The organism is Pectobacterium actinidiae (assembly GCF_000803315.1).
In the GTDB taxonomy this organism is placed as follows: Bacteria; Pseudomonadota; Gammaproteobacteria; order Enterobacterales; family Enterobacteriaceae; genus Pectobacterium; species Pectobacterium actinidiae.
Window position 1 is genome coordinate 55,415 of the sequence record NZ_JRMH01000002.1, and the last position, 14,716, is coordinate 70,130.

The following is a 14,716-nucleotide window of genomic DNA, read 5'->3' on the forward strand; positions in this document are numbered from 1 at the left end:
TAATCAGTTTGCTGTCTTAACGACCTGCGCGACGGCGTTGGCGAATTTCTCCATCCCCTGCGCAATATCGTCTTCATCAATGATCAACGAGGGTACAAAACGGATCACGTTAGGCCCAGCCATCAGAACCATCAACCCCTGAGCCGTTGCTGCGGCCAGAAACTCACCCGCACGGCCATGCCACTGCGGTTTCAGTTCTGCACCCAGCAGCAGCCCCATACCGCGAACCTGTTCGAATACGCCGTACTGCTGATTGATTTTCTCAAGCTCACTGACAAACCGATCGTGACGATCCGCCACGCCTGATAACACTTCCGGCGTGTTAATGATATCCAGCGCCGCTTCCGCTACGGCACAAGCCAACGGATTACCGCCATAAGTGGTGCCGTGTACCCCAACCGTCATGGCCGATGCGATCTCTTCCGTCGTCAGCATTGCACTAATCGGGAAGCCGCCACCCAGCGCTTTCGCGGTCGTGAGAATATCCGGCGTGATGCCATAGTGCATGTAGCTGAATAATTTACCGGTACGTCCCATCCCGCTCTGTACTTCATCAAACACCAGCAGCGCCTTATGCTGATCGCACAGATCGCGCACGCCTTGTAAAAATTCAGGCGTCGCAGGCGTAATACCACCCTCACCCTGAATCGGCTCCAGCACGACTGCACAGGTGTGATCGTCCATCACCGCTTTGACCGCCGCCAGATCGTTGAAGGGAACATGGACAATATCCGCAGGCTTAGGCCCGAAACCATCGGCATATTTAGGCTGTCCGCCAACCGAGACGGTGAACAGCGTCCGGCCATGAAACGCATTATAGAAAGCGATGATCTTGGTTTTATACGGACTATGGCGTTTAACCGCATAGTGGCGCGCCAGCTTAAAGGCAGCTTCGTTAGCCTCAGCACCGGAATTAACAAAGAACACGCGGTCGGCAAAAGTGGCATCAATCAATTTGCTGGCGAGGCGTAGCGCAGGTTCGTTGGTGAAGATATTGCTGGTGTGCCACAGCTTTTCACCCTGCTGTTGCAATGCATTCACCAGCGCAGGATGACAGTGACCCAGTGCCGTAACCGCAATGCCGCCGGAGAAATCGATATACTCACGGCCGTCTTGATCCCAGACGCGGCTCCCTTTACCTTTCACTGGTACAAACTTCGCGGGTGCATAAACCGGCAAAATCACTTTATCGTGAGTATCCCGTGTCACTGCTTTCTGCTCTGCTGCCATTTGCTGCCTCACTCTGCTGTCCATCATGTCGGAATGAAAATATAGTCAATAAATATGCATAAAAAATCAATTACAGGCAATATTAAATCGGCTACTGGAGAGAATAACTTTCTATCTCACTAAATTTTAAGGAAATTATCCAAAAGCTCATACCCTTGCTGGCTAAGGATGCTTTCAGGATGAAACTGCACGCCTTCCAGCGGAAGCGAGCGATGGCGGATCCCCATAATCTCGTCACGCTTACCTTCATGTTCGCTCCAGGCCGTGACCTCAAAGCAATCGGGTAGCGAGGCAGAATCAACGATGAGTGAATGGTAGCGGGTGACCGTCAAAGGCTGAGCTAAACCAGTAAAAATGCCCGTGCTGCTGTGCGCAATCGCTGAGGTTTTCCCGTGCATGACCTGCCGTGCTCGCACCACGCGCGCGCCGAACGCCTGCCCCATCGCCTGATGGCCAAGGCACACGCCCAAAATAGGCAACTTATCGGCAAAGTGACGAATAGCAGCCAGTGAAATGCCCGCCTCATCCGGCGTACAAGGGCCCGGTGAAATGACCAATCGTTCGGGCGCAAGCTGTTCGATCTCACGCAGCGTCAGTTCATCATTACGCTTCACCACAACCTGCGCGCCAAGCTCACAAAAGTATTGGTAAAGGTTGTAGGTAAAGGAGTCGTAGTTATCGATAATTAGCAGCATATTGACTTAATGTATTGATAGATATTGGTTATTTAAATTTATCCTACTTTTGATACCCGCAATAATACCCGAAATTTATGTCGCTGCGTTTTTCATAAGCGGGTGTAACACAGGCTATTGTACCTGTATACGTGATGAGAAGAATGACAAGAAATTGATGCTGACTTCATCCAGAGACATATAGATGACAGGAGACAGGGATTCCGTATAGTTTGACAACAGCATGGAATCCCTGCTTTGGTTCGATATTGATTTAAGTGACGAGTACGATCATTAACAATTGTTAAACATCATCCAGAATAAAGGTTATCGGTACCTGATAAAAACCATCAACATATTCAGGCCTTAGCTCCGCAACTGAGCTACCAGGCTTTTCTCCATATAACTCGATGGCTATGTCTGTCAGGGTGTTAGCCGTTACCGCCTCTTTTGCGCTAGACTGGAATAAACCGATTGATGATAGATAATCTAGGGGGAAATTAAATCGATAGACGCCAAATTTATTACCCTCTCTAATAACAATATCCATAGGATTCATCACCTTACTTCCCTTTAATGACAGCTTAGGAATATAGGTTGTGAACTCGACTGGGGTTTCATCTCTAATTTCGGCCCATGTGAGATTGCAACTCTGATTCGCAGAAGCAACTTTCCCTTTCGCTTTGAAAGCATCTGAAAGGCATAAGCCAACTCTGCTTCCGATTAAAGGCTCCATCGTAGACTTACGGATGACATTAATAATAACTTTTACAGCGTCCTGCTGTGTTGATTTAACGGAATCACATTGCCCGTTTTTAAATATAAATTTATCCAACCGTTTATTAATATCATCCTTATTGTTAATTAATGCTGCATTTATTATTATAAATTCCCCATTGGGTTCACTATTGGCACGATATGTCAGACCGCACAGACTAAGTGCTACACCAGATAAAATAAAATTCCTTCTGCTAATCATTATTCAACACTCCGAGTCAACCAGCTCATCCTCAACATGGCTAACTATTGTCATATCTGATGAAGGGTACGTAACACAAGACAATATATACTTTTCCCTTTGGGAATCATTGAGGAAAGACTGGTCACTATCATTATAGCTCCCAGAAGTCACCTTGCATAAGCATGATGAACAGGCCCCAGCCCGACAGCTATAGGGAAGATCTATTCCAGCCTCCTCAGCAGCGTCAAGTATATAGGTATCATCGCTGCATGTTATTTTATGCTTTCCACTGTTCCCTGAAATTGTTATTTCATATTCAGCCATAAAAAATCATCCTTTATAAATAATTAACATCGCAATCCATCGTACTAACTTTAATTAGTATATTTTAAAAAACCTATTCCATTCTCATCCAACGATAAAAAACCACTCATGCGATCAATAAAAAAATAATTATATTAATCATGATGAAATAGAGATTGTCTCATTTAAAAAATCAGAAATCACACATCGGAATCATTCCCTTACATTGGGCAAGACAACTGTGGAAGCGCGTACTTCCATAATCACCAGGAATACCAAGTAGATAAGAGCACTCAGCAATACAACGATCTATATCTGAGGTTGAAATATTATTATTTACAATAATATCTTCCAGTGTTTTTTTCTTAAAAAAACAAGATGTATCCCTGTCTATAACATTTATTTTTTGATTTAAAAAATCGATAGGAATAACTTTCCCTTCCGATCCAATCGCATTACTGGAAAATAAAAAACAAGACATAAAAACGGGCAAAGAAATTGATAATACAAATGACCTTAACATAAATAAATCCTTTAAAAATATGTTAAATAAAATATAAAATGCAACTATATTAGTTATTGGAATTTCATCATGAAAAACTAACCTTTATTATTCACTCACATCCTTATTCACATAAACCGTGAAGCCGTCTGGTTTTAAATCGGGATGGTCAATTGAAATATCATTTATCACTTTACCTGTTAAGGTATAAATTAAGTGACCTGCCACATGTAGGCATTTTTCATACTCTTCCTGAGGCAAGGTTGTTTTCAGCACCGCTAACTCTGCTTTGATTTGTTCGATAAGAACGATTGATTTTTCAATTAAACTTGCTGCAATTTTTTTATCCGAGATAAACATATTACGATCCTAATGGTATGTTTGAAAATAGCTTCCATGCGTTCTATTAACGCTACCTTTCACACATTTAACAGTCAAGAAAAACCTATCTTGTCAACAAAAAATATGTGGCGAAAAATATTTATACATCTCAACGCCTACAGCCTATTGATGGCTTCCCTATTTTTAGTTTTTTCTTAGCGCTACAGTAGGAGACGAGAAGTTCAGCGGTCTACTCTCTCTGCAAACGGAGTAAAATTGACCTGTGTGTTTATCCTGATCCAAAGCATTAAGTTAGCAAGATAATTATTTTGTTGATAATAAATCATTTATTCCTATAACGATCCTATTTATCAATAGGCCTTATTGATTATTCATATCGATAGAAAAAGATTTATTTGAAATCATTTTTAACAAAAAAAAAATAACAAACAAAAAAACCTCATGAATTAATTAACCTTTTTAAATAAGTCAGAGGAAATCAGAGGATTTATCTTTCCACGTGATGCTTATTTTTAATATTTGATGGCGATCACAATTGTCCATGAAGAGAATAAACCACACATATAAGATGGATGAAAATAAAGAATCCAGATTGAAACAACAGAGATAAAAAAACATAACACAATGAATTTAAATGATTTAAATGGAAATTAGTTTCTATTTAAAAGCAGTAGACACAAATCCTCTCAACTGTCCTCTGTTATTTAATATATATATTTAACGCCCCATCTTGTATTGTTTATTTTTTCTGTTAACACTTATCTCGGCTTTATAGACAAACCTTAATTTCATTTTTGTTGAAACAGCCTTTTTTATTACACAGGGTGTGTAGTGATAAATACCCAAAAAATCTATGTCAAGGAGAGTACACAATGAAATACCTACTGCCTTCTGCAGCCGCTGGGCTGTTGCTGCTTGCTGCCCAACCTACGATGGCGGCAAATACAGGGGGTTATGCCACCACGGACGGCGGCGACATTTCCGGTGCGGTGAAAAAGACAGCGCGTTCTCTGCAAGAGATCGTCGATATCATTGAAGCTGCGAAAAAAGATTCAAGCGGTAAAGCGGTCAAAGGCGGAGCCTATCCGCTCGTCATTACCTACAACGGTAATGAAGATGCGCTAATCAAAGCCGCTGAAGCTAACATCTGCGGCCAGTGGAGCAAAGATCCGCGCGGTGTAGAAATTAAAGAGTTCACCAAGGGGATCACCATCCTCGGTACCAACGGTTCTTCCGCTAACTTCGGTATCTGGATGGTTAACTCTTCCAATGTTGTCGTGCGTAATATGCGTTTCGGCTACATGCCGGGCGGAGCAAAAGATGGCGATGCCATCCGCATCGATAACACACCAAATGTCTGGATCGATCACAACGAGATCTTCGCCAAGAACCACGAATGCGAAGGTACGCCAGACGGTGACACGACCTTTGAGTCTGCTATTGATATTAAAAAAGCATCAACCAACGTCACGGTGTCGTACAACTATATCCATGGCGTGAAAAAGGTCGGTCTGAGCGGTTCAAGCAACACGGATACCGGCCGTAACCTGACTTACCATCACAACATTTACAGCGATGTTAACTCACGTCTGCCACTACAGCGTGGTGGTCAGGTACACGCATACAATAACTTGTATAGCGGTGTTACAGATTCAGGCCTGAATGTCCGTCAGAAAGGGATTGCGCTGATCGAAAGCAACTGGTTCGAAAATGCGAAAAACCCAGTAACGGCACGCAACGATACTTCCAATTTCGGTACCTGGGAACTCCGTAACAACAACATTACCAGCCCATCTGATTTTGCTAAATACAACATCACTTGGGGTAAACCTTCTTCAGCTCACATCAATGCGGATGACTGGAAAAGCACCGGTAAATTCCCAGCTGTCTCATATAGCTACTCTCCAGTTTCTGCACAATGCGTGAAGGATAAACTGGCAAGCTACGCTGGCGTAGGTAAAAACCAGGCGGTACTGACAGCAGCCAACTGTAAATAAACGCGTTAAGACCGATGTATTGCATTCATCCTGCATCGGTCTCTTCCTGAGCGAGTGCTTCGGCCTCGCTCATTTTTAAGAGGCCCGCGCAGGATTATCACTTCATGAAAATAGACGTCATGCTAATGATAGTTTCCCCCATAAGCGGCTACGAACAAGGAGGCCTATTTTTCATCACTAAATAAACGCCATATAATGATTAATAATAATTATATTTTTACAAACTAAAATTCACGATAAATTTTACTCATCACGTAAAAAATATTGAATATGCCTGTGATAGTATATTTTGACTTAAGATGATTTCCTTACGCTAGCGGCAGCGATTGCCACAATAAAAATAACCCTTTAAACCCCAACCAATAAAGAAACCCGAGTGCATTTATTTTTTACCAAAAAAAATAACCTTATGATTTTCGGTTACTTTAAAAGAAAATCGTTTCTCATAAAATCCAAATTACCCAACCATCAGTATTACGAAATGTTTCCGCTCTGATACATTTAATATTTCACCCTTGAACTGACCTTATTTTTTGACCACACTCCCCTTGGTTTTTTATCAAACCGATATTCATTTTTGTTGAAAAATTTGTACCTGTTACATCGGGCATAGGGATCGATAAATGCCCACGAAAATTCTATTCCAAGGAGACAGTCATAATGAAATATCTATTACCTACTGCAGCCACTGGGTTGTTATTGCTTGCAGCTCAGCCAGCCATGGCAGCAAATACGGGCGGTTATGCCACTACGGATGGTGGCGACGTTTCTGGCGCCGTGAAAAAAACGGCACGTTCTATGAAAGAAATTGTGGATATAATTGAAGCCGCACAAGTGGATTCAAAAGGCAAGAAAGTCAAAGGCGGTGCTTACCCGCTCTTCATCACCTATAGTGGTAATGAAGATTCATTAATCAAAGCGGCTGAAAAGAATATCTGCGGCCAGTGGAGCAAAGACGCTCGCGGCGTACAAATCAAAGAATTCACCAAAGGCATTACTATTCAGGGCACCAATGGCTCATCCGCCAACTTCGGTGTTTGGATCGTGAACTCTTCTAACGTTGTGGTACGTAACATGCGCTTTGGCTATATGCCGGGCGGCGCGCAAGACGGTGATGCCATTCGTATCGATAACTCACCAAACGTCTGGATCGACCACAACGAGATCTTTGCCAAGAACTTTGAGTGTAAAGGCACGCCAGATAATGACACGACCTTTGAGTCGGCTGTCGATATCAAGAAAGGGTCAACTAACGTCACGGTATCCTACAACTATATTCATGGCATCAAGAAAGTCGGCCTGAGCGGTTCAAGCAATACGGATACGGGTCGTAACCTGACTTATCATCACAATATCTATCGCGATGTTAACTCACGTCTGCCGCTACAGCGTGGTGGTCTGGTTCACGCGTACAACAACCTGTATGACGGCATCACCGGTTCAGGCTTTAACGTCCGTCAGAAAGGGATCGCACTGATTGAAAGCAACTGGTTCGAGAATGCACTCAACCCAGTGACAGCACGTAACGACAGCTCCAACTTTGGTACCTGGGAGCTGCGTAACAACAACATTACGAAACCGGCAGACTTCTCCAAATACAAAATCACCTGGGGAAAACCTTCCTCTCCTCACATCAATGCGGATGACTGGAAGAGCACCGGTAAGTTCCCTACCGTCTCCTATAAGTACACCCCGGTTTCTGCACAGTGCGTGAAGGATAAACTGGCAAACTATGCTGGCGTAGGCAAAAACCTGGCAGTACTGACAGCAGCTAACTGCAAATAAACGTCGTTAGGCTTTCTGGGCCGTACCAAAACAGGAAGCGATAAGCCTGAATGTCCAGCAACCGTGATTCTTCACGCCGAGACCCGAGCGAGCTCTAAGAGCTCGCTCATTTTTTATAGAAATTCAGGCGCGAGTATGGATCGGTATTCTAAAATAAGCACCAATTAAATAACATGCTAATTATTTAATATAGAAATCAATAGCTGTATTTATTAATAAACATAACCATCATTTAATTAAGGATTAAATGATTAAAATAATCGCCATTCATCAACGCGTGATTAACTGATAATTTGATCGGCATCAAAAATTTATGACAGCATCATCTCAACAACGGGATTTCACTTATTTATTGATGTCGCTCACAGTTATCACCTTTATCAAATCACATCCATGACAGAGGCATAAAAAGAAATATAATTTTATTTTTCATAAAAATCTTCAGCACCTTTATTTTAGAAAAAATGAAAAAAATATCACTTTGTAAAATAGACACTTATCAACCATTAATATTCCGATCGCTATTCGCCATACATATTTACCGTCTAAACATTGAATTATTTTATTTTTATGATAAGACTTAAGTCGGATTTCAATAAACCTTGATTTCATTTTTATTGAAACGCCAAAAAAATATAATCTGGGTTATGTGGAGCATTAATACCCAAACAATAATTCAATTCCAAGGAGAGTACCTGAATGAAATACCTACTGCCTTCTGCAGCCGCTGGGCTGTTATTACTTGCGGCTCAACCGACAATGGCGGCAAATACGGGGGGTTATGCCACCACTGACGGCGGTGACGTTGCCGGTGCCGTGAAAAAAACAGCGCGTTCCATGCAAGATATTATCGACATCATCGAAGCCGCGAAGCTGGACTCCAATGGTAAGAAAGTCAAAGGTGGTGCTTACCCACTCGTCATTACCTATAACGGCAATGAAGACGCACTGATCAAAGCCGCAGAGAACGATATCTGCGGTCAGTGGAAGAAAGACGCACGCGGTGTGGAAATCAAAGAGTTCACCAAAGGGATTACCATCCTCGGAACCAACGGATCGTCCGCCAACTTCGGGATCTGGCTGACGAAATCATCCGATATCGTCATACGTAACATGCGTTTTGGTTACATGCCGGGCGGCGCGCAGGATGGTGATGCGATTCGTATCGATAACACGCCGAACGTCTGGATTGACCACAACGAAATCTTCGCGAAAAACTTCGAATGCGCAGGTACAAAAGACGGTGACACGACCTTCGAATCCGCAATTGATATCAAGAAAGCGTCAACCAACGTCACGGTGTCGTACAACTATATTCACGGCATCAAAAAGGTCGGCCTGAGCGGCTTCAGCAGTAGCGATACGGGTCGTGACCTGACTTACCACCACAATATCTACGACGATGTTAACGCCCGCCTCCCGCTGCAACGTGGCGGCCAGGTTCACGCGTACAACAACCTGTATACCGGCATCACCAGTTCTGGCCTGAACGTGCGTCAGAAAGGGATTGCGCTGATCGAACGTAACTGGTTCGAGAATGCGAAAAACCCAGTGACTTCACGTTACGACGGTTCCAACTTCGGTACCTGGGAGTTGCGTAATAACAACGTCATGAGCCCGGCAGATTTCGCTAAATACAACATCACCTGGGATAAAGATTCCAAGCCCTACGTGAATGCGGAAGACTGGAAAAGCACCGGCACATTCGCTTCTGTTCCTTACAGCTACTCTCCTGTTTCAGCACAGTGCGTGAAGGACAAACTGGCGAACTATGCTGGCGTGAACAAAAACCTTGCGGTGCTCACGGCAGCAAATTGCAACTAGTTGCGATGTGTAAAGCATGAAAGGTAAATAAGCGGGCTTCAGGCTCCGCCCCTCATTGTCCTGTGCTAAGCGGGGCCTGCAAGCGAGCTTAACGCCCGTCGATTTATGACTCGGGCTGCACCTGAGCGAGTCCTAAGGGCTCGCTCATTTTTATCGTTAATATTCAAGGAAATGAAATGAAACGTTCTCTTCTGTTCGCTGCACTGTTCAGCACTGGCTTAGTTTTCAGTGTTGGAGTACCGATGGCTAACGCCGCCACACCGGCAGCACCAGAGTTGAAAGGGTTCGGAACGGATACCGTTGCAGGCAGCGGTGGACGCATTATTCGCGTCACCACGCTGGCTTCTTCTGGGGCAGGTTCACTCAGGGAAGCGCTCGCCGCCAAAGGGCCACGCATTATCGTTTTTGAGGTTGGCGGCATTATCGACCTGAATAAAAGTGACCTCCGGTTAACTGAGCCGTTTGTCACCATCGCCGGCCAAACCGCTCCCTCTCCCGGTATCACCATCATTCGCGGCGGAATGGGGATCAGCACACATGATGTGCTCATGCAACATATTCGTTTTCGCATCGGCGATGCCGGTACGGGTAAAAAAAGCGGCTTTGAACGCGATGTTTCCATCAACGGCAAAGATGCCTACAACGTCGTGATCGACCACTCTAGCTTTGCCTGGGGTACGGACGAAAACCTGTCTATTTCCGGCCCACGCTATGACGGGCCGCAGGGCACCGCGCACCGCATCACGCTCTCGAATAATATCGTTGCTGAAGGCCTATACGATTCAGCTCACACCAAAGGTATTCACTCGATGGGGACGCTGGTTCACGATAACGTGACCGACGTCTCGATCGTGGGCAGCCTGTATGCGCACAACAACGAGCGTAACGCCTGGTTCAAAGCGGGTTCTACGGGCGTTATGGTCAATAACCTGATCTATAACCCCGGCATTTGGGGCGTTCGCGTTGGTGGCGTAAAAGGAGAGTGGGAAGGGAAAACCATGCCCGCCAGCCCACGCGTCTCGGTTGCGGGTAACGTGATGCACTACGGCGCGAATACCAAAGCAGGTTTAGGGCTGGTAGGCAGCAACAGCTCCGGCGATGTCTGGATGTCAGATAACCTCGCTTACGATGCCAAAGGAAAAGCCGCACCGCAAACGTCAGGCAGTGGGATTAATTTACTCAAAGTGTCCCCTATTTGGCCAACGGGCTTAACGGCATCGCCCGCCAGCGCCATCACCAATCAGGTACTGCAAAGCGCAGGCGCACGCCCTAAAGATCGTGATGCCGTTGATAAGCGTATCGTGGAGAATTTCAAACAGCGGAAAGGTGGCTTCGTGAACAGCCAGGAAGACGTCGGTGGCTATCCCGTTGCAACGGCGACCTATCGCCAATTGAACGTGCCAAGCACTGGCGTAGATGCCTGGCTACAGCAGATGGCAAAAGCGCTGGAATAATGCAGCAGTTGGTGCGTTAAGATCGCAAAAGGCCACATCAGTGGCCTTATTTTTTTCCGCAAAAATACATAAGTAATTAGAAACAATTCAAGCTCATATATAACATGCCGATAACACACTTAGAACGGCTCATCGCGTTCTGGGAAAGCCTGTATTTTCAAGTACACAGCATGGAGGCAAATAAATCCCCTTTCAAAAGTGGGAACTTAAAAATCATAACCTTACCAGGGTTTACATTATGAATTTCATTCGCAATACCAGAATCAGAACAATGATGATTCTGATACTCGTTCTATTCTCATTTCTTTGGGGCGGCGTATCGATATTCGCGCTCTATTCATTAAACCAGCTAACTTCGGAAATTGATCTCACTAACGTTCAGCAAAATAACGGCGACATCATTAACGGTGCCAGTGGGCAGTATTATCGCGTCAAGAACTCAATGGATCGGGCAGTAGAAGCCAGAGAGAAGAACAACGCAGAAGCATTCACTCAGGAACTACAAGCATCCTCTGCTGACATTGATAAACTCAGAGCCGGTTTACAAGAGTTTCAAGTCATTGATCACGGCAACATAGACTCAAAGACAGTAGACATCATTTACAACAGTTCTTATGAGCTATTCAGTAAAGCTATCGTCCCCATGTATGATGCTGTAAAGGCAGAACGCTTCGACGAGTTCAAGCAGCTCTCCAGCGTGCAATACCGCGACCTGCGGAGGAATTTCACCACGGCGATAGATCAATACAACGGTGTGATTGGTCGTCTGAAAGATGAAGCACAATCCCGCATTGCCGACTGGGTGAGTTGGTGTCAAAAAATGCTGATTGCGGCATTAGTTGCCGGTCTGATTATCGTGATTCTGACGGATCGTTATCTGGCGCAATTTGTCATCCGCCCACTCGATTTAATTAAACAGCACCTTCAGGTGCTATCGGTCGGGCAGTTACACACCTATCTTGAACAGAGCGGAAAAAACTGCGTGGGTAAATTGATCCCGTTTGTCCAGCAGATGCAGGATAACTGGGTAAAAACCGTGTCCGACATTCGTTCTAGCGCCGAACAGATCTACCGTAGCGCGGGCGAGATTGCCTCCGGCAATACGGATCTCTCCTCCCGTACCGAGGAACAAGCCTCCGCATTGGAACAAACCGCCGCCAGCATGGAAGAGCTGAGCGCCGTAGTAAAACAAAATGCGGAAAACGCCGGTCAGGCCAGTATGTTGGCGCAAAATGCCTCCAAAACGGCTAACGAAGGCGGTGATATCGTGGACGGCGTAATCAAGACAATGAACAGCATTTCTGGCAGCTCGCAGAAAATTTCCGACATCACCACGGTTATCAATAGTATTGCCTTTCAGACTAACATTCTCGCGTTGAACGCTGCGGTGGAAGCCGCACGGGCGGGAGAACAAGGTAGAGGGTTCGCTGTTGTGGCAAGCGAAGTGCGCAATCTGGCGCAGCGGAGTGCGCAGGCAGCAAAAGAGATCGAAGGGCTCATCGCCGAAGCGGCAAATAACGTCACCATCGGCTCGCAGCAGGTTACGCTGGCAGGTAATTCGATGGACAACATCATGAAAGCCATCACTAACGTCACCGATATTATGGGAGAAATCGCTTCCGCCTCCAGCGAACAGAGCAAAGGCATTACTCAGGTTGGGGCTGCTGTCGTGGAAATGGACAATGTTACGCAGCAGAACGCCGCGCTCGTCGAAGAGTCAGCCGCCGCCTCTGCTTCTCTGGAAGAACAGGCACGTCACCTGACGGAAATTGTGTCGATATTTAAACTCTCTGCCGCAGATGAGGCGGCGAGAACGAAAGCCGCGCCATCAGTCCAAAAAGCCGTGGCGGCTATTGCGCCGCAGAAAGCCCAGGCTGGTCAACACGAAACGAACTGGGAAACCTTTTAATTTCAACACTATTTCAGCCGTCTCATGGCGGCTGAAATAGGCTTAATCTTGTAGAGATAGAGAATCAGGGCAATACTTTCACAGACTGAATCACGATAGGTGTAGTCGGCACATTCTGGTAAGGCCCGACATTCTTCGTTGGCACCTGAGAAATCTTATCCACGACATCCATGCCCTTCACCACTTTACCGAACACCGCGTAACCAAAATCACGCTGGCCGTGATCGAGGAACGCATTGTCCGCGATGTTGATAAAAAACTGGCTGGTCGCACTGTCTTTATCAGACGTGCGCGCCATGGCGATCGTACCGCGCTGGTTACGTAAACCGTTATCGGCTTCATTCTTGATTGGCGCATTGGTCGCTTTCTGGCTCATTTCGCCAGAAAAACCACCGCCCTGCACCATAAAGCCAGGGATCACACGGTGAAATGTCGTCCCGTTATAAAAACCGTTGTTAACGTACTCGACGAAATTTTTTACCGAAACCGGTGCCTTTTGATTATCTAAAGACAGTTCGATATTGCCCGCTGATGTCGTCAACAGCACACGCGTGGTGGTGTCGGAAGCCGCAAAGGCTGGAGAAAATGCCGTCAGTGAAATAAGGGCTGCCGCAGCAACCAGAGTACGTTTGAACATGAGAATTCCTTTTTGAAGAGACCGACTACAGAAAGCGTAATGATTGTAAGTATCCGCACTCTTCAACGCTACCCATTTACCTTTTTTTACGTATAAAAGTCTGTTCGTAACTAACTGTGAGCGAAAACCTGTGCATAAGATAAAAAAGGGTCGCTTGCCCTCATCCCGATCGTTTAAGCATCGAGGAACATGGGGCGACCACAGGGGTGAGGCCTGGAACCTCCCCCTGTGTTTCCCCTAATAACGGGCTTAATGATGAATGCTCAGCCCTCATGATGATTACTGCGCAGCGCGACGAGTCCAAACGTACCTAGCCCATCCGCTCCGAACGCACCGCGAGATCGCGGCTGTACTGACGGCTGGCGTCCACCAGCATTGAGGTATACGCGTCCTTGGGTACATCGCTGGTCAGGTCGTCGGTTTCCAGCGTTTCCAGTATCTTACCGTATTGCATCACCGCCACTTTATGACACAGGTGGGAAATCACGCCCAAGTCATGCGTCACCATCAGGTAGGTCAGCTTTTCCTGCTGCTGCAACTCCGTCAGCAAATTGAGGATTTCCGCCTGCACCGACACATCCAGCGCCGACGTCGGCTCATCCAGCAGCAGAACTCTCGGTTCCAGAATCAGCGCGCGGGCAATCGCCACACGCTGACGCTGCCCCCCCGAAAGCTGGTGCGGATAACGACGGCGGAATTGCGTTCCCAGCCCCACCTTCTCCAGCAAGGTATCAATACGATCGTCACGATCGTCAAAACGGTGGATCGACAGCGGCTCTTCCAGAATCGACTCGACCGTATGACGGGGATGCAGCGATCCATACGGATCCTGAAACACCATCTGCACCCGGCGGCAGCGCGCCTGATCGATTCGGTGTGCCAGCTTCTTCCCATCAATATGCAGCGTGCCTTCCCAATGATTAAATAGCCCGGCCAGACACTTCAGCACCGTGGTTTTGCCGGAACCCGATTCCCCGACCAGACCGAAGATATCGCCGTCGTTGACGGTAAGGTTCACATCGTACAACACCTGATTCTTCGCGCTGCCCTGACCAAAAGAGAGATTCAGGTTATTCACTTCGATCATCGGCTTACGCT

At 46.1% G+C, this 14,716-nt stretch carries 13 protein-coding genes; 5 read left to right on the forward strand and 8 right to left on the reverse strand.

What is annotated here, in order from left to right; all coding sequences use genetic code 11:
- Positions 1-3 precede the first annotated feature (3 nt).
- From argD to KKH3_RS17875, 6 genes are all read right to left on the reverse strand, one after another.
- Positions 4-1,230, reverse strand: coding sequence for a bifunctional acetylornithine/succinyldiaminopimelate transaminase (gene argD, locus KKH3_RS17860; RefSeq protein ID WP_039362792.1), 1,227 nt, complete (start codon positions 1,228-1,230; stop codon positions 4-6).
- 119 nt (positions 1,231-1,349) lie between these two features.
- On the reverse strand, positions 1,350-1,925 hold the full coding sequence (locus tag KKH3_RS17865) for an aminodeoxychorismate synthase component II (protein WP_039362794.1): 576 nt from the start codon (positions 1,923-1,925) through the stop codon (positions 1,350-1,352).
- A 283-nt stretch (positions 1,926-2,208) separates the two neighbouring features.
- On the reverse strand, positions 2,209-2,883 hold the full coding sequence (locus KKH3_RS17870) for a hypothetical protein (protein WP_039362795.1): 675 nt from the start codon (positions 2,881-2,883) through the stop codon (positions 2,209-2,211).
- Positions 2,884-2,886: 3 nt separating this feature from the next.
- Positions 2,887-3,189 (reverse strand): 2Fe-2S iron-sulfur cluster-binding protein, encoded by a 303-nt coding sequence (locus KKH3_RS21955; RefSeq protein WP_072034566.1) that lies wholly within the window; start codon positions 3,187-3,189, stop codon positions 2,887-2,889.
- Positions 3,190-3,361: 172 nt separating this feature from the next.
- Positions 3,362-3,691: a hypothetical protein gene (locus KKH3_RS22340; protein WP_139338655.1), complete on the reverse strand. Its 330-nt coding sequence runs from the start codon at positions 3,689-3,691 to the stop codon at positions 3,362-3,364.
- Between the two features lie 87 nt (positions 3,692-3,778).
- Positions 3,779-4,030: a hypothetical protein gene (locus KKH3_RS17875; protein ID WP_039362797.1), complete on the reverse strand. Its 252-nt coding sequence runs from the start codon at positions 4,028-4,030 to the stop codon at positions 3,779-3,781.
- A gap of 854 nt (positions 4,031-4,884) precedes the next feature.
- On the opposite strand from KKH3_RS17875, the gene pelA reads away from it, so the two are divergent.
- From pelA to KKH3_RS17900, 5 genes are all read left to right on the forward strand, one after another.
- Positions 4,885-6,009 (forward strand): pectate lyase PelA, encoded by a 1,125-nt coding sequence (gene pelA, locus KKH3_RS17880; RefSeq protein ID WP_039362800.1) that lies wholly within the window; start codon positions 4,885-4,887, stop codon positions 6,007-6,009.
- Positions 6,010-6,669: 660 nt separating this feature from the next.
- Positions 6,670-7,794, forward strand: a complete 1,125-nt coding sequence (pelB, locus tag KKH3_RS17885; protein WP_039362802.1) for a pectate lyase PelB — start codon at positions 6,670-6,672, stop codon at positions 7,792-7,794.
- Positions 7,795-8,493: 699 nt separating this feature from the next.
- Positions 8,494-9,618, forward strand: a complete 1,125-nt coding sequence (gene pelC, locus KKH3_RS17890; protein ID WP_039362804.1) for a pectate lyase PelC — start codon at positions 8,494-8,496, stop codon at positions 9,616-9,618.
- Between the two features lie 176 nt (positions 9,619-9,794).
- Positions 9,795-11,072 carry a pectate lyase PelZ gene (gene pelZ, locus KKH3_RS17895; RefSeq protein ID WP_039362806.1) on the forward strand — a complete coding sequence of 426 codons (1,278 nt, stop codon included), beginning with the start codon at positions 9,795-9,797 and terminating at the stop codon, positions 11,070-11,072.
- Positions 11,073-11,310: 238 nt separating this feature from the next.
- Entirely contained in the window at positions 11,311-12,981 is a 1,671-nt protein-coding gene (locus KKH3_RS17900) for a methyl-accepting chemotaxis protein (protein WP_039362808.1), read from the forward strand.
- 64 nt (positions 12,982-13,045) lie between these two features.
- Here KKH3_RS17900 and ppiA read toward each other — a convergent pair whose 3' ends face one another.
- Together ppiA and KKH3_RS17910 are read right to left on the reverse strand one after the other, a co-directional pair.
- Entirely contained in the window at positions 13,046-13,618 is a 573-nt protein-coding gene (ppiA, locus tag KKH3_RS17905) for a peptidylprolyl isomerase A (RefSeq protein ID WP_039362811.1), read from the reverse strand.
- Positions 13,619-13,928: 310 nt separating this feature from the next.
- On the reverse strand, positions 13,929-14,705 hold the full coding sequence (locus tag KKH3_RS17910) for an ABC transporter ATP-binding protein (protein ID WP_181939677.1): 777 nt from the start codon (positions 14,703-14,705) through the stop codon (positions 13,929-13,931).
- Between the last annotated feature and the right edge of the window lie 11 nt (positions 14,706-14,716).